Genomic DNA, 23,167 nt, shown 5'->3' with positions numbered 1-23,167 from the left:
CATTGTTTGAAATTTATATTTCGAGGAGAGAGTGGGATGAAGAAAAAGCCGATTTACGTTGAAATTGAAATACAAGCACCGATTGAGGATGCTTGGCATTATACTCAAAACCCAAATTTGCATGAGCAGTGGGATTTACGCTTTACATCCATTACATATAAAGAAAAAGAAGAGCTTTCAGAACTGCAACGCTTTACTTATGAAACAAAAGTGATGCCTGGTGTAACAGTGAGTGGCTGGGGAGAAAGTAAAGGGGAACATTTGACGAAAGATGACGTTAAAATATCCTCTTTGCATTTTGGGACGCCACAAAAAATATCACCAATTACAGAGGGCAAAGGTTATTGGAAGTATATTCCGAAGAAACAAGGATTAACTTTTTTAACGCAATATGATTATGAAGTGCGCTATGGCAAATTAGGTTTGCTATTTGACTTGGTATTTCGTCCATTAATGGGATGGGCAACAGCACTTAGTTTTGATGTATTGAAAAGGTGGCTAGAGAAGGGTGAAAATCCATCTGCGCAATATCGACGCTTTTTTCTAACACTGCTTATTAGCGCACTATTTTGCTTCGTTTGGTTGTATCATGGACTAATACCTAAAGTACTGTTCCAACATCCTCTGGAAGTGATGATGGTAGAACATTCGTTGACACAGTTGAATGCTGCTAATGACCGCAATGTAGCAAATGCAACTTCACTCGTTTATTGGATTGGTGTGGCAGAGATGCTATTTGCGCTTTGCTGGTTAGTACCTAGTCCTAGAGGGAAGCGGCTGCTCTTTGGGCTGCAAATCATGTTATTCCCACTATTAACGCTTGGTGCTGTGCTAGTAGATACTGATATTGCAATGGCACCATTCAACCCAGTCACATTAAATGGCGCATTATGGGTCTTATCAATTGTAGGATTTGTTCTTAGTAAAGATTTACCTAGCGCGGCAAGTTGTAAACGAAAGCGAGGGAAAAAAGAATGACCATCTATCAAACGTTATTAGGGGAGGACTTTAAAAGACTCCATCCAAAACTACAACAGCGCTATGCATTGCCAGTAGGTCAAACGTTTAATGCGCAAGGCGTGATGCATCGTATACAATCAGGAGCAAAATGGATGCGTCCCTTTTATCTAATAGCTGCAAAGTTTAGATTTTTATTTCCTGAGTCAGGAAAGGATATCCCCTTTACAATAAGTAATACATGTCGACAACTGCCCAATGGAGAATTGGAGGTCATATGGAAACGATCTTTTTATTTTAATCACAAGACAAGGTATTTTGATGCGAGGATGACGGTTGATCCAATCAAAAAAATTGTCAAAGATTACTTAGGCTCACCAGCTCTTTTTTATTCAGATTTACTGTTTTCAGTGACAAGAGAAGGGAAATTAATTATTCGCTCAGGGCCACAACGATTTGTTATATCTAGGCTAGAATGCGCGATACCGCAACAGCTAGAAGGGCGTGTTATTGTCGAGGAAGGCTATGATGAGTGCAGAGAAGTTTTTACCATTCACGTATCGATTTATAATCCGCTTATGGGGAGGTTGATGATGTATGCTGGGGAATTTACGCAAAAATCTCTTTAGTCCCGTGTTATTAATAGGTTGGGTACTAATGTTGTGTTGCTATTTGTTTAGCATGCAACCACATTATTTACTGTTACTTACATTTGCGCAACTTGTATTAATCCCAGCAATGCTAAAAATGGTTGTCCCTTTCAACAAAATATGCCATACCTTTGTCATCGCCATGATGCTTGTTGTAACAATTTTACATTTTCCTATTAGTCGTGAGTTCGCGATTTTCTTAGCGGGTTTATATGTTGTATATACAGCTTATATGGCATTGCAAGGTATGACTCGCTTTTTACAGCGAGGTTTTACGAACATTGCTGAAATCGCTATAGATATTGGACTCCTCTATTTATTTATCGGAGGTCTATGGTTCTTTGCCTTTATAGCAGAAATAGATACAGGATTTTCCTCGTTAATTACATGGTTAACTGCAATTCATTTTCACTATTCGGCTTGTTTATTCGCTATATCAATTGGATTATTTGGACGTTTACATACAAGCAAATGGTACAATGCTGTCGCCATGATTTTATTAACAGGACCATTGCTAGTTGCACTTGGTATTACGTTTTCGACAATCATTGAAATCGTATCAGTTGCCCTTTATATATTTGCCATCTACTGCTTATTTACACTGTCGTTGAAAACAACTATGCCAAAGAGACAGGGCGTACTATTGCGGATTTCTTACGGCTCGTTATGTTTGACCATTTTAGGATCTTTTCTTTATGCTATTGGAAATTTTACTGGCACGTCGATTATAAGTATTCCCGACATGTTAACCTATCATGGTTTAGTGAATTGTCTATTGTTTGGATTGATGGGGGTAATCGCGTGGGGAATAGACGTCCCAAAATCTTCCCATCAGCCTTTTACGTTTCCGGTGAGTCGTATACGGGGGAAACTACAGCCTCTGGAAGAGCCGCATACCGGTTTAGTTGATACACTGCAAGATTTTGTAGATACACGGAAACTTCCGCAAATTATTCCACATTTTTATGAGCAAACGACTAATTATCGTTTAACTGCTTCGGTACAATGGCGATTATGGTTTAAACCATTTGCATTCATCTATCAAGGAATTAGCCGTTGGATGCAACAGCTTAATTTGCCGCTATCCAGTCGACCAGTGGAGATGAATGGCGTTATTGTGAAAGTAGATGAACGACAGGATGGTCGCCTTGCTCCGCGTGCTTGGATTCGTAAAATAAACGAGCAAACGATATTCGTAGCCATTTACTCACAACATACGACCAATCAAACAACGTATATGAATATTGCTTTACCATTACCTTTTTCAACAATGATAGGTATTTTATATGTATATGAGCAAGACGGAAAATTACATATAACAAGCTCCAAAACAGGGGAAGCAGGTATCTATTTAGCATTCAAACAAAATATATTGAGACTGCCCTTAAATGAGCATTTTACGATTACTGCTAAAAATGATACAACTTTAACGGCGATACATACGATGCGCATTTTTGGATTGTCTTTTTTACGCATAGATTATCAAATAGAACGAAGATAAATGACTATTCTACAATAATAAAAAATAACCGAAAGAAAGAGAAGAAGTGTTAGATTGACGAACGTCGATTTAACACTTTTTTGCTGTGAACGTTATTATCTGCTACTGGGAGGAGTTGCATAATTAGTCTTGTTATCTATTTTATCTTCACAAAGATAGAGCATTTAATTTCATCTTAATAGCATAGAGAAAAATCACTATCCAATTAGTCCCTTTTTGTAAATATTAGTTTCATGTCCTGATAAAATTGTATTTTTTAACTATAACAGCAATAGATATGGGCGAAAAGTCTTGTTTGATAATTTTTCTTTTTTGTAAAAATTATAATTCAATAGAAGGAAAAGTAATGTTGAAAATCAAAAGGATGCTAAAAAACACAAAGAAACCTCTGTTTTATTCAACTAATTATAAGAAAAAATATTATTTCATCCTAAAGCTAATTAAAAATGGTAGATTACTAATATTAAGCAATACAGTTAAATTTTTTACCGATTGCCTGTTATTTTTTAGAGAAGAAATAGAATAGTCGAAGGGGATTGCCAAAAAAAACGATAATAAGAAGGAGAAATTAACAAATGAATTTTAAATCGATTAGTAAAAGAATAGTATTTTCATTTAGTATTGTTGTTGCCGTTATTGTTTTATACATTGCTTTTAATTTTTACGAAATCACACAAAGTAACCAAGCGACAGAACAAATTGTGGATGAGGAGTTGCAATTATTAATTGCTGATTATGAGTTAGCATCTACTATTGGCTTAAGAATTGCCACAGCAAGGGGCTATGTATTATCTGGCAATGAAAAATATAAAACAATTTATGATGAAAATGTAGAACGAGCGCTTGCCAATGAAAAAATACGTTTAGCTATTGCTGAATCAGCGGAATTTAACAAGTATGCTGAAATGGCAAAAGAATGGAGTAGCTATGTTCAAAGCGAGGTTTTTGATGTATACGATCAAGGAAATAAGGAATTAGCCATACATAATTTAGCTACAATGGATGAAAAAGCGACAGAAATTCGTGAGGGATATGAGGCATTAGCAGCACAACGGAAACAATCAATAAATGCTGTAGGAGATACACTTATTACCGATGGGGAGCGTAAGCAAACTATAAGTATTATTGTAGGAATAAGCATTGTCTTTATCGCCATTATGATCGCGTTAATTAGCGCTCGTATTATTTCGAAGCCTATTATCTTAATTACAAATCGCATGAAGAAAATTACAGATGGGGATTTAAGCGAACCTGCACTAAATGTAACATCAAAGGATGAAATAGGGCAATTAACCGAAGCAACAAACACGATGTCCCAAATTTTAAATAATTTATTAAAACATATTCAAACGGTGTCAAATGAGGTAGCCGCCCATAGTGAGGAACTAATGCAATCTGCTACAGAAGTAAAAGAGGGGACAGAGCAAGTGGTAGAAACAGTTGCAGAAATTGCAAGCGGAACAGAAGTGCAAGCGAGTAATGCATCTGATGTAGCAACAAGTATGACGGACTTTTCAACGAAAGTAACGGATGTCAATCAAAGTAGTAGGGATGTCTATCAGTTTTCTGAATCTGTAATGAAGCTAACAGAAGAAGGGAAAGGGCTTATGGAAGCTTCTACACAACAAATGATGACAATTGACTATATTGTAAAAGATTCAGTTGAAAAGGTGGATGAATTAAATAAACAAACACAGGAAATATCTAAAATTGTTGCGGTAATTCATGATATTGCAGCGCAAACAAATCTACTGGCGTTAAATGCAGCGATTGAAGCGGCACGTGCAGGAGAGCATGGCAAAGGATTTGCAGTAGTAGCAGATGAAGTTCGAAAACTGGCAGAGCAAGTATCTTCATCTATTAGTGAAATTACAAGTATAATTCAAATAATCCAAGATGATTCAACCATTGTGACATCCTCTCTCGAAAAAGGCTATGGAGAAGTTGCAAAAGGTACAACACAAATTGTTTCGACGAATGAGACATTTAGTGAAATTGCAAATGCTGTTTATTCGATGTCATCGAGCATCGTCAATATGTCAACGAAGCTAGAAGAAGTTGTACAAAATACGATGACTATTAATAAATCAGTGGATGAAATTGCCGCTGTGTCTGAGCAATCGGCAGCAGGTATTCAGGAAACTTCAGCAACGATAGAACAAGCTGCTAGCTCAATGGATGAAATAAAAAATAGTTCTAGTCATCTAGCTGAAATGGCTGAAAACTTAAATGATCTTATTGGGAAATTTAAATTATAAATAAGGTTAAACACGATTGGATACCAAATCAAAAAAACAACAAATAAAACTATAAACAAAACCAGTAAGAGGCGAATGTATGAAGTGACCCCTAAAAGTTAGACACGGTTATTTCATTTAGGCAGCTTGGATAAACTGAGTTCGGTATTGCACCGGACTCAGTTTTAATTTTGCCTTGATACGTTTTGTGTTGTAATAGTTCATATATTGTTCTAATTCTATTTTAAACTGCTCCACACTTTCGAATTCCTTTAAATAAAGGAATTCGGACTTCATTATGCCAAAGAAATTCTCCATTACGGAGTTATCATGACAATTCCCTTTACGTGACATACTTTGCACAACACCTTTTGCTTTTAGAGCGTGGCGATATTGCTTCATTTGATAATGCCAGCCTTGATCGGAATGCATGAGTAGTTTATGTTCTTCTGGCAAGCGTGCTAAAGCCTTCTCCAACATCTCTGAGACCAATGAATAGGTAGGTCTAGAGCCAATTGTATAGGTGATAATTTCTCCGTTAAACAAGTCTAAAACAGGCGATAAATAAAGCTTTTCGCCAAATAATTTAAACTCAGTAATATCCGTTACCCATTTCTCGTTTGGGGCATCGGCTTTAAAGTTACGATTTAAAATATTATCCGCAATTTTGCCAACTGTCCCTTTATAAGATTTATACTTTTTCATTCTTACTATGCACTTTAAACCAAGCTCTTTCATCATGCGTTGTACTTTCTTATGATTCACCTTTTGCCCACGATTCGCGAGCTCATCACGAATGCGACGGTAGCCGTAACGACCCTCATGTTCGTTATAAATTGCTTGAATTTCGGCCTTTAACTCGGCATCTGAATCTGGTCGATTCATCTTCTTCACTAAATCGTAGTACGTGCTACGTGGAATCTTTGCGAATGCCACGAGAGCCTTCACCGGGTATTTGTACCTTAGTTCATAGATGACCTTTACTTTGTCTTCTTTGGTGATTTTTCCTTGGCTTGAACTAAGGCATTCAACTTTTTTAAATAATCGTTTTCCATACGTAGTCGGTCGATTTCTGCTCGAAGTGCTTCCGGTGAGCCCTCTACTAGTACTTGTTTTGGTTGTTTGTTCGTTTCTTTTTTCATGGATGGACGCCCCTTTTTCCTTGACTGAAGGGCATCGAATCCTTTTGTTTCAAATTGTTTTCTCCAAACACATAGGGTTGAAGGAGCCACTATATGAAAAATAGCAGCTGTTTCAGTTAAGGATGTACCGTGTTCAATCATAAAATTTAGTACGTCTAGTTTAAACTGTGCAGAGTAATTTGTATATTGTTTTACAAAAGCATCAACACCACGTTGTTTATAATGTTTCACCCAAGTTAAAAGATTAGGGTGTAAAACGCCTATTTCTTTGGCAATTGATCTCGCACTTTCATTTCCATTTAAATATCTTAAAACAGCATTTAACTTTTCTTCTCCACTAAATTTAGCCATATAAAAACTGCACCTCCAATTGTTAGATGTGTCTAACAATTGGGGTGCAGTTCAGTATCGCTCACTTGCTGGTTTTTTTTCTTACGTATTGTTGGTGATTACCTTTTAAAAATAGACTTTTAAATGGATAAACGATGAAATGCTCATTTATTTGGATAAAATTGAATAATCGTAAGCTCAATGGGGATATAAATAGGATGAATAGGTTGATTTGTGGCGTACTTATTAAAGTACAACATGTAAACGACGGGAGGCATGTGGATGGCAACACTTGTAGTAAAAAAAGGGATAATGCATCGTTATCAAAATATCAATCAGGCGCTGCAAGACGCTGAAGTTGGAGATGCTATAGAAATTCGAGATGGTATCTATGAAGAAAGTATAGAGATTTCAAAAAGGTTAACGCTTTATGGTAAAGGGGATGTTACGATTAAAGGTGGCGTGTTTATTCGTTACCATACGCATGTAGACATCCGTAATATCCGATTTAGTCAAGGCCACGGCATTTATGTGAAAGGGGATCTACAGCTTGAAAACTGCATCATCGAAAAGCAACAAGTGAGTACCCAAGTCACTGTTAACTTTGGTACTTTAGTGATGAAAAATGTTGATATACTGGCAGGGACAACTAATCAATTTGGCATGCGGATAGATAATGGATCAAGTGTAATGCTGATTGAATCAACATTACACCAGCATACGAAAGCACAAATTATTGCGCAAAATAGTGAAATTTCATTGTCGAAGTGCATGTTGCTAGAGGGCACGATGAATGGAATTTTTGCCATACGAAACGTTCACATGGTCATAGAGGATTGTGAAATTCATGGGCATGAAAAAACTCAAATCGTTGCAGCGTCCAGTACAATTTCTTTAGTCAACTCGCTTATTCACGAAGGAAAAGACGTAGGAATCCAAGTATTTAGTGGTTCAAAATTAACAATCGATCAATGTGAAATCAAGCAACATGCTGAAACTAATGTCGTTGTCCATGAAAGCGAACTTGTAGCGTCTGATAGTCGCATTGCGAAAAGTAATGGGAATGGACTGTATATTGGCGAAAAATCAAAGGCTATTATCTATGATTGCCAGTTATATGGCCATAAAAAGCCACAGTTGTTTATAGAGAATAGTAAAGCCGAGATTCGAAAATGCCAGGTGACCAATGGCAGCACAACGGGTATCACCATTTTCAACGAAGCCAATGTCATAATGACTGAATGTACAATCCATCATCATATACAATTTCATGTAATTGTTGATGCGAGTGGTCTTGTGCTCGATCAATGCATCATTCAATTTGGGCAAACAGGTGGAATTTATGGAAATGATCATGCCAAAATTACTTTAAAAAATTCACGCATACAGGAATTAGAAAGTCATCATATTTATATTAATAATGCGCGTCTTTTTGTCAACGATTGTGCCTTTCATCATATAGTTGGTAATGGAATTACGTGTATTGATGCGATTGTTGAAGTAGTAGATAGTCAATTCACGCAATGTCAACAAAGCCCTTATTCCATATTTTGGTCTGATAAGTCAATAGGGCGCATCCAAAATTGTGCAATCAACGACACCGAGCGAACTTTTTTGGCAATGACCAATCAATCGCTTCTTGAACTCGTCAATAGCACCTTAACAAATGTTAAAACAGCGGCTGTTGTACAGGAACGAAGCCAATTATATATTCGCGGACCAATTCAAGCGGGGAGATGTCAAAAAGATGACTCCTCAAGAATTATCCATATAGACTTACAGCAAGCAATGAGTAAAAAAACACAACGAAGTGTCGATAAATTAAGTACATGTAACGGAAGCAATGTGGAAGATTGAAAAAAGCAAAAGAGTAGTTTCAAACTTTTGAAATTACTTTTTTTATGTCTGTTACAAGTCAAATGGTAAACATGGAGGTTTCAATTATAAGAAAAGGGGTATAAACAGTAGGGTTGGACGTCCAATACCATATATATTCTATTTTTTACTATGCTATAAAAGTGTCTTATGTGTGAAAGGTTAAAGACCTTTGCGAGATAAAATACTTGAAGAGGACGAATATTTCATGCAAAATATGGACAAAGATTCATAAAATTCGACAAAAGAAGTATTTATTTGTAAGAAAATTGCCCACTTTTTTGTGCGCGATACATTATGTTGAGAAAACTTGGAATTTATTCGGAAGTAAATTTAAAATATTTGTAATATTATATCCAAAATAACAATGTTTGTTTTTTTGGAAGAAAATATTGTTAGAAAATTTAGTTTTTAGATTGCTTAATTTGTAGGTTATATCCTATAATTAGTAAAAATGGTTCATTAATAATATTGTCTGTCTGTAGCACTAGACCTTTGGATAATGTTTTTGGAATAATGAAATATTTTTGAATTTGGAAATGGGGTGAGAAAAGATGTTTGGGCTTTCGAAAGAAGAAATTATGATGATGCTAAAGAAAGTTGAATTAGCAGATAGCCAAAAAATTGCAATAGCTGATATATTTCATCAAAATAATCTGTTAATTGAACAACAGCTAGCATTTATTATCCATCTAGTAATAGATGAGCGCGAACGAAATACGTCAAACAATACATATTTAAATTAATATCAAGCGATTTTGTCAAAGCAATAAACGATGTGTCGTGATATTATGCATAGAACAAATTATTAAAATCATGTGAGCCAAAATGGTAAGGCTTACATCACAATATATGTAAAAAGAAGATATCACAGTTTTTTTGTTGTGTACAAAATAACTGTGATTTTTTCGTATATAAAACGAAAGCTAAAAAAACTGTGATTTGGCAAAAAATGAAACTTAGACCTATTATAAACGTATAAAGGTAGAAATAGAAAAGAAAGGAGGTATGCGAAGATTTATTCACCAGCCAAAACACCTAAGGGGATATCTTGACTCGGTATGTTGTACCTGATGAATGTGACAAGGCCAATTTTAAAAGATAAAAAATAGTCGGAGGTAGTGAAGATGAAAAGATGTGAATGGGTAAAGTTAGATGAGCCATTATATGTAGAATATCATGATAAGGAATGGGGCGTGCCGATTTATGACGATCAGCGCTTATTTGAAATGATTTGTCTAGAAGGGGCACAAGCAGGTCTTAGCTGGTGGACAATTTTACAAAAGAGAGACGGTTACCGAGAGGCCTTTGACCAATTTAATGCTGCCAAAATCATTTCCTATACCGAAGAAAAGTTGGCTGAACTAAAAGAGGATACACGTATCGTGCGCAACAAGCTTAAAATCGCAAGCGTTGTAACGAACGCACAAGCCTTTTTACGTATCCAACAACAGCATGGTTCCTTTTCACATTACATATGGTCATTTGTCGACAATCAGCCTATTGTGAATAACTGGGCAACGATTACAGATGTCCCAGTAACTACTGAGTTAAGTGATCGTATGAGCAAACAGCTTAAAAAAGATGGCTTTAAATTTGTTGGTAGCACGATTTGTTATTCATTTATGCAGGCAGTAGGCATGGTCAATGATCATATTGTAGATTGTAGTTGTCGCCAAGAGCAATCGTTAGCACAATCTTAAAATTTACAGCTATAACAAGGTTAATAAAGATGAAATGATGACGTGAAAAATAAGTAACTAAAATAACATTTCCCAGTAATACTATTGCAATATTTTAAATATACGATTTCACTAGACAATTAGGATGTTTTCATATATAATGGAATTAATAATAAGATTTCTTGATTTAAAATATTGAATTCACCTATTACAAAAGTAATCGTGTTTTTCGGTACTTTTTATAATAGGTGGTTTTTTTTTCTGAAGAAATTGTTTATTAATTTATTTTTTGGAGGTTTTATTTATGAAACAAGGTACAGTAAAATGGTTTAACGCAGAAAAAGGTTTTGGATTTATCGAAGTTGAAGGTGAAGCAGACGTATTCGCTCACTTCTCTGCAATCCAAGGTGAAGGTTTCAAATCACTTGACGAAGGTCAAAAAGTTGAATTTGAAGTAGAAGACGGTAACCGCGGACCACAAGCTAAAAACATCGTTAAACTATAATTGAACGATCGTTTTATAAAAAGAGGCATTCTTTAAGAATGCTTCTTTTTTTCTTTATATTCAATCGTTATTTTTCTTTCCATGTTAAAAGCAGCAATCTGTATATCATGAATACACCAAGATAAGCCCCAACAACTAAAAATAATGGATTTAAAAAAATGGCGTGGATTGTTGTCATAAATACTGCACCATCTACGATAATTTGATAAATTGAGGTGGATGCAATACTACCAAAAATAATCAGTGCAAACACTGCCAAAACATTCCATAGACTATGAACGCTATTGCTTTTGTATTGTAGTAAAAGCATGATAATAGGGACAACAATGCTTGATAAGATGATTAACAGTTTCAACATAAATCACTTCCTTTTCCTAATTATGACCATGACCTTTCAATCATAATCAGTGGCGGAAAGTGTAGCGTGACTTCGCTAATAAAAATAAATTGTATGATAAAAGCTTTGTATGATGTTCAGCTTTTTTTAAACATATAATGTTATGATTTAAGTACATATCCTGTTAAGGAAAAAAGTAGAAGATTTAGGAGGAATTATCATAAAAGATCATCGTGTAGTATACACCAAAAAAACGAAGGGAGAAGGACGGAAAATGGAAAAGAAAACTGTAGTGAAAAATGGAATAGGATTTGGTTCAGCTTTAGCTATTACAATATCTTGGAGTGTTCATCATTCTATACTTTGGGCAATTATTCATGGATGCTTTAGTTGGTTATATGTAATTTATTATGCGGTAACAAGATAAAGAGGGTGAAATCATAATTTATAAGATGTTACATAAGGCTGCGAATGATTAACTTTAACATATCCTTCGCAGTTTTTGCATACATAACTAAGTGTTCCTTTTACAATGGGTTATCTAGCAATGGATTAAGAAAGATACTGTTCATTTAAAGTCTTATGTGAATGAACGTTCTTGGAAGAAAGGTTGATAGAATGACACATCAAGTTACCGCTAAGAGCAATATTGATTTTGGTGCAACAGGCGTCGATGAAATATTGCAAAATGTAGCATATATTTTATCTACATTTGTTATGTCCTACCCTGATAAGAGAGAGCGGGACAGAAAAAAAGAGCTTGAAGTCCCTTTTCATTTTGCAAAGAGACGTAATACCGCACGTATCATTGATAGTATTCAACGTTTTGAACCACGAGCAGTCATTATTGATGTGGACTATGTAGGAGATGTATCGAAAGGGAAAATAGAACCAATAGTAAAAGTAATTGTCAATGGATAATTTTTTGTATAGGAAAAGCTTGTAACAGTCCTCCATCCTTCGTAGTAAAATCTGCTTGACTATTTCGGAGAATTTGGGAAGACGCAGCAGATATCTGAGTACACTGAAAGTCATCCGTAAATAGCAAGCAGATTCTTATGCAAAGCTTAGGTTCGTTTACACAGTTGCAATTCGTCTGAGTGCGTCAATTTTTTTGCAATCGACAATAATAGGGGCATGTGCAGCTCCAGCTTCCACAAAATAAGCACAACAATTACACGTATCTAATTTTAAGAAAATCACACCAAGGAAGCTACCTCCACTTGATAAATAAACATCTACTGTAGTTCCTAATTCAAATCTTCGTAATAAATGACAAATACAGCCTTCACAGTGGTGATGATCGTCTTTGTGCTCATCTCTGTCATCTTTCCAACAAGATTTTTCTTCACAAGTACAATGATTGTGTTTCCAATCTTCATGTTTTCGGCAACAAGATTTTTCTTTATGATCATGTTTTTCAACAACATGGTAGCATTTCTTTTCGACTTCGCAATAATATTTATCTTCTTGTTTATCACATGTATCTTTTTTGTAATGATTCCAATTCATATGTTTGCAATATCTATTATCTTTCATTTTAAAATCTCCCTTTTGTTAGTTTGTTTGTGTAATGCGCGCGCTAGCCTTACATTTATAATCTATGAATTGAAATGGTATTGACTTGGTAATATGTCCCTTAATAGAGTTAAAAAATAAAATCTTTTTTTTAAAAAACAAACCTGTATGTATACCTATTGGAAACAAATGGTAGAAAGGAATAAGATTTGAGCAAAGAAGAAGATAAAAGAGCATAACATTGTTGTCTTCCTTTTCTCTTTCGACAAAGAGCGCTTTCCAGCGATGCATCTAGTGTCCCAATTACGTATTTTAGTGAAAAAGGAGAGCAGGAAAATGCATGAAAATCTTATAAAAGGTTTTTGTATAGTAGTGGCATTACTTGTATTTGTAACGATTTATTTAAAATACCAGCCGTCTGCATCTGTGCAATTATCTCAACATAATTCTTCTCAATATGCATCTGAAGAAGTAGCACAAAAGTTACAAAGTACACAGTTAACAAAAAAAATAATTATAGCGCTAAGAGCTGAAGGGTATCATCCAGATAGCACGATTGAATATTTAATCGACTCATCGGACAATCAAATTATCACAATAAGTTTACATAATTTAGAGAAAGTCGATAACAGAACGGAGAGCAAAATCCAAAAAATAGTAAATAACATAGCGAAAAAGAATAACTTTAATTTGTTTATTGTGGATGTCCAGCTTACTGATCGAAATTGACGATTTTTGTATATGAATTCTAGTCTATTACAAGAAAATAAGTAGTTAGTAATAACTACAAAAAGTTGAAAATTATTGGAAAATTATTATAGTATGTACTCCTCTTTATTGGTATATTTAGTATGTTAAAAGAAGAATTGGGAGGATTTAGTGATGAAGAAGTTTTTAATCATGGCTGTACTGTCGTTAGTAGCAATTATGGCAGCCGCATGTGGTAGTGAAGTTAGCAAAGGAGGTAGCACTCCTATCCCAAGTAACGAAGCAAAGAAGGAAGAAGCTTCAGCAGATAAGGAATCAGAAGAAAAAGAAGAAGTTAAAAACGATCAGACTGAGAAAGAAGCAGCTGCTCCAGTAGTCAATTATGCAAGAAACTATTTAGAAGATGTACCATTTTTCACAGAAGATCAACTAACATTAGAAAAGCAATCATATAATTTTATTTCAACGAATGCAGATTTATTCCCTGCTTTATCAAAAGAAGCCATTCAAAAAACAAAAAAGCTTGCGGATGATAAAATCACTTCCAAGCATTTAAATAAAAATATTAAACCGTATCTAGAGAAAATGGTTACTTTTGCAGGCGATATCATCCAAATAGAGGAAGATACATTAGAGGATGGTACACCAGTGTCACTTATTTTAATTGAAGATATGGACTTTAATGCGATTTATGCTATTGGCTATCATTCAACAGAATTCCTTGAAGGGGATTTTGTAGAAATTTGGGGTTTACCTTTAGGTCAATATAGTTATGAAAATATAGATGGTGGTACTACATTAGCTCAAGCTATTGCAACGTCTCATATAGAATAAAATATAAAGGGGCACAGTCGAACGAGCTGTGTCCTTTTATCATGCATAAAAACTAATCTAAATCTATGATATAATCGCAAGGAAAGAGGTGATTTTACTGAATATTTTAGTTTTGGGTGCAACGGGCCGTGTAGGCAGTCATATCGTTTCCCTTGCACTAAACGATGGTCATCAAGTGATCACATTAGTACGTACACCAAGTAAAATGATAATGGCGAATGAAAATTTACAAGTTAAACAAGGTAATGTCTTAAATAAAAACGACCTCATATCAGTTATGGCTGATGTAGATGTCGTGATTAGCGCATTAAATACGGATGGGACAAATACGTTAACAGCAAGTTTACCACTTATTCTCGATGCCATGGCAAGTAGAAATGTGAAGCGAATTATAACAGTCGGGACAGCTGGAGTTTTACAAAGTCGTCTAACGCCTAATTTACTTCGATATCAATCCAGTGAATCAAAACGAAAGTCAACGTTTGCAGCACAAGAACATCACAATGCCTTTACATTATTAGCGCAATCAACTATGGATTGGACAATCGTTTGTCCTACATATTTACCAGATGGACGTTATACAGGTAAATATCGCGTAGAGCGAGATTTCCTTCCAGAAGGTGGGAGTGAAATATCTGTGGCAGACACTGCAGAATTTACTTACCAACAAATTCAATGTTCTGAATACGTGAACTGTCGAGTAGGCATCGCCTATTAATAGTTTATTTGCACACACTTATTTTAACGGTGGTATTAGTTAAAATGAGTGTGTTTTTCCGTAATCGGAGGAACTACAGCAGCTTTGCGTCATTTTAATAAAAAAAGCTGTAGCAACAGTTTGCTACAGCAAATGAATAATTAGGGAGATTCATGGCTTTAATTTTATTGTGGCACATAACTTGTTTTTTTATACTTCATATGGCAGTTAATAATTCAAAGTTAAAAGCATTTTTTTATCATTTCCACAAATAATAAAGTACTAAATAATTTTTTTGGGAAGTGAAGTTGTTGAAGAAATTAATGCTGTATATTGTGCCTTTTTGTATTTTAGCTGTCTCCATTTTTTTTGTAAGTGAACGTTTCTCAGCTGATAAAGGAAGAAAATATTATGAAGAGGCAGGGCAAATATTATGGGAAATAAAAACGAATGAAAAAATTATTGCTTTGACCTTTGACGATGGCCCTCATAAAAAATATACACCAGAAATATTAGATGTTTTAAACAAGTACAATGCAACATCTACATTTTTTATAGTCGGTGAAAATGCGGAAAAAAACCCAGCAGTTATTCAAAGAATGTATGAAGAAGGGCATGAATTAGCCATTCACACATATACACATCCTTTAAGAACGAGTATCCCTAATCTATTGAAAGAAATTAAAAAAACACACGAAACAATTTACGGTATTAGTGGATATTCTCCAACTTTATTCCGTCCAGTGGAAGGACAATATACAGACGGTATGATTGATGCAGTTGCAAAAGAAGGATACAAAGTAGTGATGTGGTCTTGGCACCAAGATACAATGGACTGGAAAAGCCCTGGTATTAATAAAATAGTTAACACTGTGTTAAAAGGGGCCAAGGAAGGAAATATCGTCCTTTTTCATGATGGTGGCGGAGATCGTGGTCAAACGGTTAAAGCACTAGAAAAAATTTTACCTGAACTGGAAAATCAGGGGTATAAATTTGTTACGGTTTCGGAATTACTTGAAGTGCAAAAAGCAACGAATAAAATGGAAAACAATAAGAAATAGCAGGAATGCTACTATTAAAATAACTTCGATAAGTGCAAGTTAAACAAGCACTCATCGAAGTTTTTTAGCATTATTACACCAGTTATGATTTAAGCTAAGCGAATATATACGAAACAAATAAAAAAGAAGAGCACAATAGTGTGCCCTTCCATTTCTAACGACGATGTTCTACAAGGTCTATTGCTCCTAACACAATATGTGCTAAACCAAATCCAAAGACTGTATGGGCAATCATTTTGTTAGAACCGCTTTTTTGCTTTAATGCATATCCAGCAGCTGTAACAGCAGAACCTAAAATAGTTGGGATTAAACCTTCTCGAATTGAATTCATCAAAATCCCTCCATCGAAGTTAATTTGGTGACATTACACCACTTATACTATTTGCGAATAAGCGCGAACCTATACTCGTCCAATTTTCCTTTAAATGAAGTCCATTTTTTATTCATGCTGTATAGAATGACGAAATGCAGGAGGAAATCCAAGATATTTTCACTTTTTTTAACCATAAAAAATGGGTCACTTGGGGGAAGTGACCCAAAGGGGTTAATAGGAGTGTAAAGCTAGCATCATGCATGCCATTGCTTTGTATAACATTTTTTATAAGAAAGCAGTACCGACAATAATTAAGAGAATAAAGAGTACAACAATAAGCGTAAACGTAGAGCCATTGCCGCCACCATAGTAATAGTCACCGCCGTAGTTATATCCACCACAATAATTATTGTTCCAGCTTCCTACATTTCCGTAGTAGCCCATGAAACATACCTCCTTTCCTTCCTTCAATTTATAATATGTTCCCTGTTGAAATGCGGAGGGGTATTTATCCCAATTCAAGCCCATCTGTTTTAGAAATGTTTTTTTTAATGTGTAAAGTTTTTCATTACAAAAAGCTGCAGCGTATAAAAACGCTACAGCTTTGAATTGGTTACCTGTTTGGTTTGTCAGTAAGAGCATTATAGCATACTTTTTAAACTGCGGTATAGCATTTCTAATTCACTACATTAATGTTGCGATTATTTATGATGGTGATTCTATCCCTACAATTTTACCTGCATGCTTTTTTCAACGATACTTCGCAATATAAAGTATTGCTAATCCATTAAGTCCACTAATTGTAGCAGGCATAGTTGTGCCAAAAAGTAGAACGAATGTGATAGCTAATGGCTAGAAGCTTGAGTGAGGTTTATTTACGAAAAGTTAGTTCTTTCTGTATTTTTGTTAACCTTCATAGGTCTAGGAATTGAATATGCTAGAAATGAAGGCATTGATTGAAGAAATCAAAAAGTACTTTATGAAAAATAAAGTAGTTTTTTTATGCCTCCAGCTATCACCTGTGTGGGGGGTTCTAATATAGAAGAAGGTAGGTGATGATATGGAAACAAATACATTTTGGTCTTCACTTATAGGAGGTATGACCGCATTAATCGTATATCTAATTGGCGGTGTAGATGAATTGGTGACATCTTTAACAATTCTAATGGCAATTGATTTGACATTAGGTGTAATGGTTGGTTGGATCATCAAAGATATAGATTCTCGTAAAACTTTTAAAGGTCTACTGAAAAAGACAGCCATGATTTTAATGGTTATTGCAGCAGTTCAGTTGGACAATGCAACAGAAAGCGGCAACTTTATGCGTAACGCCATGATTTTGTTTTTAATTGGGATGGAAGGAATAAGTATAATCGAAAACTTAGGTAAGTTGGGCATTCGTGTTCCAAAGTTTTTAGCAAATGCTTTTGCACAGTTGAAAAAGGATAATGACGATAAAAAGGATGATGAGCAGTAGATTGTAGTTAAAAGTCTTGTGATTTAGTGGCTTTTTCATGACGGATAAGGACATTACTTTAAACAATTCCCACACAGTAATGGCAAGAATATAGAAACAAGGCCATTTGGCTTTAAATATAGTTTTTCTACCACACACTGCCTTGAATAAGACTGCTAAAAGACCCAATATCTTTTGATTGGCATACGGTGTGGGGATTGCTATACGTAAAAAATAATCGCAAAGAGATAGCAGGTCATAAAATTGAAACGTTTAATTGTTCGTTTAACACAGCACAAAATGGTAGCTGTTTTTCATCAAAAATAATAAAAGAGTCACATCTAACTAGGTGGGGCTTTTTATTTTGCATTTAATAATGAGGGGAAGAGCGTGTTGAGGGATAACACATCTCGAAAGAATAGCGTTAAAGGAATATTGAAGCATAAATGGATGTGATCAAGAGGACTTTGCCTTCAACAAGCTTTACCAAGTTTATTTGGAAAGAGGTGGTAGTATGCAATTAACCGATGGCTCCTGGATTTTTGAAACCGAAGAGATAGAAGCTGCTGTCATGAACTTAGAACGAGAAGGATACGAGCGAGAAATGTTGAACGCCTTCGCTCGATATGCTTACTTACGTTATAAACAAATTAGGGATACGGTAAATCCACGGAAGTGTAAATACATGTTTATTGATAAAGTAAGAGAACAATTAAAGTCCCCAGCAAAATTACGAAGAGTTAGTAGTTTATTGAATATGACAGAAGAGGAAGTACAATACATTGTAGCATTTGTAAAAAAGCATTTGAAATATGTAAAATAAACAACCCTGTTTAAGTGAACTGAAAAATAAAAAGGATTTATTTATATTTTGCAAAAAAGAGCTTAACAGTTCATAAATTATATAAACTTTTTGCCAATCCAATGAGCTGTTAACACAACAGGAAAAAAGAGCACACCAAAAGGTAAGGATATCAAAATCATTTTCCACGTAACAATTTCCTCCATCAATAATGATCTAAATAAAAGAATGCTGTATGGAATAATAAGAATGATCGATGTAATAGTTCCAGGAGCAATAGAGCGAAATATAATCGTCTGCCCAATATGCGTAAACGCATGAATAAAAAATACTAATGAAACAGCTATAAAAAAGTATAAACTCCAACTAGTGCCATTATAGAGATAGTGAATAGCTGAAACAGTAGCTGCACTGACAAATAAAAAAATAACGATAACTGCTGCTGCAAATTGAGCTGTCGTCATAGAAAACTGCTTCACAATTCGGTCAGCTATTTTGGAAGGCAGCCGTTTATAAATCTTATTGCGATTCGTATGCAACCATTTTTCTACTAAAATAATCTCTTCAAAATCGTGGATAATGAAAAGAATAGGAAATAACCAGATTAATGTTTGAACATTTAACCAGAATGCCATTATGGACCTCACTTGCTTTCGTTTATATTTGGTCACGTATAAAGAATTGTAGATTGGAATGGAAAAATGATTAAAGGGTCACTGGACCAGAGTGACCCTAACCAACAAATCAGGAGGTGCAAAGCTAAATTTGCTTTACACTACTATTACTATGATGAAATAGTTATGATAACTAGCTATTAGCCTGCAAACTAGATAAAAAATAAATACTTTATTATTTCTAAAGTTACGTGTGTTTCAATAGTTATAAGTATTATAGCAATTTTGGATTATTTAGTTAATTGTTTTTTGAATAATAGTGAGTGATGGTTAACTTTTAGTAAATTACTGCTCTTTCGACAAATACTAAACGTTGATAAAGATTAATATTTCTAATTTATGTAGGAAGTTCTAAGTACATTATAATTCATAGGGAAATAGTACAGTGAGTATGCACAAGGATAAGTCTATATACATGTGACATTGTCGATCTTTTTATTCAAATTTGTTATTTTCAATTGTCAGAAATTATCAATATATCTTATAATAATAAAAAATATAATATAAGAGGTGAACTTATGGGGAAACCAGTAGATTACAATCTATTTCCGGCCTATCAAAACACACTTGAAGACAGACTAACCGAACGAAAAGAAGAATATATAGAAGAGTTAGAAAAAGCAAAAATTGGCGGGTATCTATTAGATTTTGAAAAATTATTAGAAGAAGTACCGCAATAAGAAAAAGCACCTCACAGGGGTGCTTTTTAGTTGAAACAAATCGTGAAGACTTGTATACCTCGTGACATCTAATCGAAAAATTTCTTATTCGCCATTACATATCAAATAAAATAAAATTTTAGCAAATTGCTACAAAGTTTGTATAAGAATTAATAATTCAGTAAATATATTTATTTTGAATTATCTTCAAAATAATAGTTAAATAACCCTGATTTTTAGCTTGAATATTGAAATGCTATCCGTAATTGTTAAAATAAATTTTAACTAGATCTAGTGAGACATAGGAGAATAAGTGTCCCAATCTCAATGAAATGGGTAACTATTAGGACAAGGAAGAATGCGGTAACACATTAATAAAAATACTATGATAATGTTCGGTTATAAATAATTTCAATACTCTGAAAACTGGCAAACAGATTAAAATTTAAAGGATTAGTATGAAAAAAATATTTGTTACTTAGCAGTAACTTTGGAATTTTCTACTGTTGCATCTCCACATAATTGACAATTCTAAGTTACGTTTAACGGGTGATTTATATTGAATAGCATTCTTAACATTTTGTTGAGCGCTTTTATAGGTTTCTGCTATATCCAATTTATGTCCTATGTATTTAAGGTAGTGAGAAATTATATGAAACAAAAAAGCAGGGACTTCCTTGTGCAAATATTGCCTGGGTGGCTTTTGATAATGTTATCAAGTGGTTGGATATATTGGTATTCGCCCCCATATTTGACATATTATTATATAATGCAAACAATAATGTATACAGCCATGATTATATGTCTGATTGCACTATTTTTATTATTGGTCGTGAAACCAATCAGCATTAATAAATACAACAGAATAGTTTTAAAAATTAAAAAGGACTATGAAAGTAAATAAGTACAGTCAAAACAGGTTTGTAATGATTAATAATATTAATTATTAGGTGATATGTTTTGAATACATTTCTAGAGATTTTATTGGGTGCTTTCATACTTTTCGTTTATATACAAATTATGTCCTTTGTTTTCAAGGTTTTGGTAAAGTATATGAAGCGAAAAAGTACGGACTTTCTTGCACAAAGACTTCCTGGCTGGCTAATGGTTATGATATCAAGCGGTTGTATATTTTATTACACACTACCATTTATCCTTATTATATAATGCAAACGATAATGTATGTAGCAATGGGTGTTTGCATTGTATCGTTATTCTTATTGTTGGTCGTTAAAAATATTAGCATATCTATATATAACAAAATCCTAATAAAAATTAAAAAGGAGTATGATAGCAAATAAAGCATAGTCAAAAGAAGTTTTTGAAGTTTAATGATATATAACCATTTAGTTTCTATGGAAGAATTAGAAAACAAAAAAACTTGCTAGATTTTTGAAATTAGCGGAAGAAGTACCGCAATAAATTAGGAGGCATCTCACCACTTTAAAGTGAGGTGCTTTTCAATATAGTCTAGAACAGTTTAATAATTATCAAATAAAAATATCTAAACATAATAGATGTGCAGCCATTAAGTGTATTGATACTAAATGGCTGCTTTTTAAATAAATTGGAGTACTACGCAGAATAAGTAATGTAAATAATGTGCTATTGTTATAGAATGGTAAAAATACGATTTTGAAAGTAGAGGGAAAAGCATGTTTCCACTATTACATACCGAGCGTTTAGTAAGAGAACTGACAGAAAATGATGCGCAAGCAATATTAAGTTGTTTTTCAAATCCAGACGTTTTACATCATTATGGGCAGAAGCCGTTAACAAGCTTAGAGCAAGTGAAACAGATTATCCAAAATTTTTCTAATAATTTCAAAGAAAAACATGGCATTAAATGGGGAATATCCGTACAAGGCCAAGAAGAAATTATTGGTACAATTGGTTTTCAAGATTGGTCTGTGGAGCATAAAAAAGCGGATATCAGTTATGCGCTTTTCCCTAATAGTTGGGGGCAAGGCTATGCAAAGGAAGCTGTAAGGAAAGTTATTTCCTATGGTTTTCAGGAGATGAATTTGGTGCGCATAGGAGCCATTGTTTTTACGGAAAATGAAGCTTCCAATAAGCTATTGGAAGCATTGGGTTTTGAAAAAGAAGGGGTTTTAAGAAACTTTATGCATCAAAATAATATGCCTTATGACACTAATATTTATTCTTTCATTAAGTAAAGAAGTAAAGAACAATATTGAATATTATGTAATGATTAAGCGAAATGAATAGTGAAGTGGAAATTTTATTTACTAAATAATTTGAAACATGGAATAGTAACAAGCATAAACCCCGAAAGATGTTTTGAACAAATGTCATCGTCTAAACTGTACAGTGCTGTTTTTGTGCGAACTGTAGATTTATTGAAAATAAAATACTTATAGTGTTGCTCACCTACTTATTGTAAGCCCCTCCATACAATAGAGTAAGTACGGGAGTTGTTGTTTCCTGACAGTTTTATCCTGTAATGAGCTGCGATTTAACTTTTAAACCTAGCAATGATGCAAACCCAACAGCTTGTTCAGAGGATACTTCGCAACCTTTTATACTTTCCAAAGTAACATTCAACCTTTCATATCGACATGTGCTAATATCAATACCTTTTAAAGAGGTTTGAGAAAAATCCACATCATTAATATCACACTCATTAAAAATGACTTTATTAAATTTGCATTCAAAATAGTTGGCGCTTTGTAGCGATGAATGATCAAAAATGACCTGTTTTAAACGAGTCTCTGTAAAATCACATAAATTTGCAATACAATTGTCAAACAAAACATTTCCTACATGAGCTTCTGCTAAATTTAATCCTAAGACTTTACAATTGTCGAATGTAACTCTGTGAATTAAGCCTTCCCTAAAGCTAGCATTCGATAAATCACAGTTTTCAAAAATTACATCAGTCAAATCAATTTTTCTAAAAGAAACATTTATGAATCTCACATTTTTAAAGAGGACTTTTGATAAAATAAGTCTATCAATAGCCATATTGTCAATGACCGTATTTTCGATGACACAATTGGATAAGTACGGATCTTCTTCATAAAAAATATCTTGAAAATTTACTTTTTCTAATGCTAAAGGCAATTTAGGTGATTCAATTTTAAATACTTTTGCCACTTTATCACACCTCTCAATGTAATGATGTATATAGAATAATAAAAAATTCATGTTTTTATAAGTCTTTATTTTTCCTTCATAGTATGGACATAGCAGTTTGTGTTATAAAGGA

Annotated in this window: 25 protein-coding genes; 18 read left to right on the top strand and 7 right to left on the bottom strand. The window is 34.1% G+C overall.

Features of this window, described 5'->3' with window-relative positions:
- Positions 1-36: 36 nt before the first annotated feature.
- From MKY08_RS12235 to MKY08_RS12220, 4 genes are all read left to right on the top strand, one after another.
- Positions 37-978 (top strand): DoxX-like family protein, encoded by a 942-nt coding sequence (locus MKY08_RS12235; RefSeq protein ID WP_069513272.1) that lies wholly within the window; start codon positions 37-39, stop codon positions 976-978.
- The gene (locus MKY08_RS12230; protein ID WP_069513273.1) at positions 975-1,586 is read left to right on the top strand and encodes a DUF4166 domain-containing protein; all 612 of its coding nucleotides are present in this window, start codon (positions 975-977) and stop codon (positions 1,584-1,586) included. The genes MKY08_RS12235 and MKY08_RS12230 overlap by 4 nt, the downstream gene beginning before the upstream one ends.
- A complete protein-coding gene (locus tag MKY08_RS12225; protein ID WP_069513274.1) occupies positions 1,555-3,108 on the top strand; it encodes a YndJ family protein in 1,554 nt (517 codons plus the stop codon). Before MKY08_RS12230 ends, MKY08_RS12225 begins: the two co-directional genes overlap by 32 nt.
- 575 nt (positions 3,109-3,683) lie before the next feature.
- A complete protein-coding gene (locus MKY08_RS12220; protein ID WP_069513276.1) occupies positions 3,684-5,366 on the top strand; it encodes a methyl-accepting chemotaxis protein in 1,683 nt (560 codons plus the stop codon).
- A 117-nt stretch (positions 5,367-5,483) separates the two neighbouring features.
- On the opposite strand, the gene MKY08_RS12215 is transcribed toward MKY08_RS12220, so the two are convergent.
- Positions 5,484-6,838, bottom strand: a protein-coding gene (locus MKY08_RS12215) for an IS3 family transposase (protein WP_141705601.1) whose coding sequence is annotated in 2 segments (ribosomal slippage) — positions 5,484-6,385 and positions 6,385-6,838 — 1,356 coding nt in all. Because the reading frame shifts where the segments join, the coding sequence is not laid out codon by codon here.
- 261 nt (positions 6,839-7,099) lie between these two features.
- Between MKY08_RS12215 and MKY08_RS12210 the strand changes: the two genes are divergently transcribed.
- From MKY08_RS12210 to MKY08_RS12195, 4 genes are all read left to right on the top strand, one after another.
- Positions 7,100-8,674 carry a right-handed parallel beta-helix repeat-containing protein gene (locus MKY08_RS12210; RefSeq protein WP_069512208.1) on the top strand — a complete coding sequence of 525 codons (1,575 nt, stop codon included), beginning with the start codon at positions 7,100-7,102 and terminating at the stop codon, positions 8,672-8,674.
- Between the two features lie 572 nt (positions 8,675-9,246).
- Positions 9,247-9,438, top strand: coding sequence for a hypothetical protein (locus tag MKY08_RS12205; RefSeq protein ID WP_024360943.1), 192 nt, complete (start codon positions 9,247-9,249; stop codon positions 9,436-9,438).
- A gap of 381 nt (positions 9,439-9,819) precedes the next feature.
- A complete protein-coding gene (locus tag MKY08_RS12200) occupies positions 9,820-10,395 on the top strand; it encodes a DNA-3-methyladenine glycosylase I (RefSeq protein WP_069512211.1) in 576 nt (191 codons plus the stop codon).
- Between the two features lie 283 nt (positions 10,396-10,678).
- Positions 10,679-10,879: a cold-shock protein gene (locus MKY08_RS12195; RefSeq protein WP_024360941.1), complete on the top strand. Its 201-nt coding sequence runs from the start codon at positions 10,679-10,681 to the stop codon at positions 10,877-10,879.
- A gap of 67 nt (positions 10,880-10,946) precedes the next feature.
- Here the strand turns inward: MKY08_RS12195 and MKY08_RS12190 are convergent, their stop codons facing one another.
- Positions 10,947-11,237 carry a transposase gene (locus tag MKY08_RS12190; RefSeq protein WP_069512214.1) on the bottom strand — a complete coding sequence of 97 codons (291 nt, stop codon included), beginning with the start codon at positions 11,235-11,237 and terminating at the stop codon, positions 10,947-10,949.
- 253 nt (positions 11,238-11,490) lie between these two features.
- Between MKY08_RS12190 and MKY08_RS12185 the strand changes: the two genes are divergently transcribed.
- Both MKY08_RS12185 and MKY08_RS12180 read left to right on the top strand, forming a co-directional pair.
- Entirely contained in the window at positions 11,491-11,643 is a 153-nt protein-coding gene (locus tag MKY08_RS12185) for a hypothetical protein (RefSeq protein WP_176723200.1), read from the top strand.
- 191 nt (positions 11,644-11,834) lie between these two features.
- On the top strand, positions 11,835-12,137 hold the full coding sequence (locus tag MKY08_RS12180; protein WP_069512216.1) for a hypothetical protein: 303 nt from the start codon (positions 11,835-11,837) through the stop codon (positions 12,135-12,137).
- 156 nt (positions 12,138-12,293) lie between these two features.
- On the opposite strand, the gene MKY08_RS12175 is transcribed toward MKY08_RS12180, so the two are convergent.
- Positions 12,294-12,755 (bottom strand): hypothetical protein, encoded by a 462-nt coding sequence (locus MKY08_RS12175; protein WP_069512218.1) that lies wholly within the window; start codon positions 12,753-12,755, stop codon positions 12,294-12,296.
- Between the two features lie 315 nt (positions 12,756-13,070).
- Between MKY08_RS12175 and MKY08_RS12170 the strand changes: the two genes are divergently transcribed.
- The 4 genes from MKY08_RS12170 to MKY08_RS12155 all read left to right on the top strand — a co-directional run bounded on the left by MKY08_RS12170 (position 13,071) and on the right by MKY08_RS12155 (position 16,034).
- Complete coding sequence (locus MKY08_RS12170) at positions 13,071-13,463, top strand: hypothetical protein (protein ID WP_069512220.1); 393 nt, start codon at positions 13,071-13,073, stop codon at positions 13,461-13,463.
- 153 nt (positions 13,464-13,616) lie between these two features.
- Positions 13,617-14,276 carry a hypothetical protein gene (locus MKY08_RS12165; protein WP_069512221.1) on the top strand — a complete coding sequence of 220 codons (660 nt, stop codon included), beginning with the start codon at positions 13,617-13,619 and terminating at the stop codon, positions 14,274-14,276.
- A 97-nt stretch (positions 14,277-14,373) separates the two neighbouring features.
- A complete protein-coding gene (locus MKY08_RS12160; RefSeq protein WP_069512765.1) occupies positions 14,374-14,994 on the top strand; it encodes an SDR family oxidoreductase in 621 nt (206 codons plus the stop codon).
- A gap of 290 nt (positions 14,995-15,284) precedes the next feature.
- Entirely contained in the window at positions 15,285-16,034 is a 750-nt protein-coding gene (locus MKY08_RS12155) for a polysaccharide deacetylase family protein (protein ID WP_069512222.1), read from the top strand.
- 154 nt (positions 16,035-16,188) lie between these two features.
- On the opposite strand, the gene MKY08_RS12150 is transcribed toward MKY08_RS12155, so the two are convergent.
- Both MKY08_RS12150 and MKY08_RS12145 read right to left on the bottom strand, forming a co-directional pair.
- The gene (locus tag MKY08_RS12150) at positions 16,189-16,365 is read right to left on the bottom strand and encodes a hypothetical protein (RefSeq protein WP_024364918.1); all 177 of its coding nucleotides are present in this window, start codon (positions 16,363-16,365) and stop codon (positions 16,189-16,191) included.
- Between the two features lie 267 nt (positions 16,366-16,632).
- Positions 16,633-16,791, bottom strand: coding sequence for a YjcZ family sporulation protein (locus MKY08_RS12145; protein ID WP_080653413.1), 159 nt, complete (start codon positions 16,789-16,791; stop codon positions 16,633-16,635).
- Positions 16,792-17,407: 616 nt separating this feature from the next.
- On the opposite strand from MKY08_RS12145, the gene MKY08_RS12140 reads away from it, so the two are divergent.
- Positions 17,408-17,824, top strand: coding sequence for a phage holin family protein (locus tag MKY08_RS12140; RefSeq protein WP_024364917.1), 417 nt, complete (start codon positions 17,408-17,410; stop codon positions 17,822-17,824).
- A gap of 493 nt (positions 17,825-18,317) precedes the next feature.
- Positions 18,318-18,626, top strand: coding sequence for a hypothetical protein (locus tag MKY08_RS12135; RefSeq protein ID WP_069512226.1), 309 nt, complete (start codon positions 18,318-18,320; stop codon positions 18,624-18,626).
- Between the two features lie 77 nt (positions 18,627-18,703).
- On the opposite strand, the gene MKY08_RS12130 is transcribed toward MKY08_RS12135, so the two are convergent.
- A complete protein-coding gene (locus MKY08_RS12130) occupies positions 18,704-19,240 on the bottom strand; it encodes an HXXEE domain-containing protein (protein WP_069512228.1) in 537 nt (178 codons plus the stop codon).
- Positions 19,241-19,797: 557 nt separating this feature from the next.
- On the opposite strand from MKY08_RS12130, the gene MKY08_RS12125 reads away from it, so the two are divergent.
- Together MKY08_RS12125 and MKY08_RS12120 are read left to right on the top strand one after the other, a co-directional pair.
- Entirely contained in the window at positions 19,798-19,959 is a 162-nt protein-coding gene (locus tag MKY08_RS12125) for a hypothetical protein (RefSeq protein ID WP_167397257.1), read from the top strand.
- Positions 19,960-21,593: 1,634 nt separating this feature from the next.
- Positions 21,594-22,115 carry a GNAT family protein gene (locus MKY08_RS12120; protein ID WP_069512234.1) on the top strand — a complete coding sequence of 174 codons (522 nt, stop codon included), beginning with the start codon at positions 21,594-21,596 and terminating at the stop codon, positions 22,113-22,115.
- A gap of 277 nt (positions 22,116-22,392) precedes the next feature.
- Here MKY08_RS12120 and MKY08_RS12115 read toward each other — a convergent pair whose 3' ends face one another.
- Positions 22,393-23,055 (bottom strand): pentapeptide repeat-containing protein, encoded by a 663-nt coding sequence (locus tag MKY08_RS12115; protein ID WP_069512236.1) that lies wholly within the window; start codon positions 23,053-23,055, stop codon positions 22,393-22,395.
- Positions 23,056-23,167 lie beyond the last annotated feature (112 nt).

It is taken from the genome of Lysinibacillus sp. FSL M8-0337, assembly GCF_038593855.1.
GTDB lineage: Bacteria > Bacillota > Bacilli > Bacillales_A > Planococcaceae > Lysinibacillus > Lysinibacillus sphaericus_D.
Note: the sequence above shows the minus strand (reverse complement) of the source record. Positions and strands in the feature narration are given on the sequence as shown.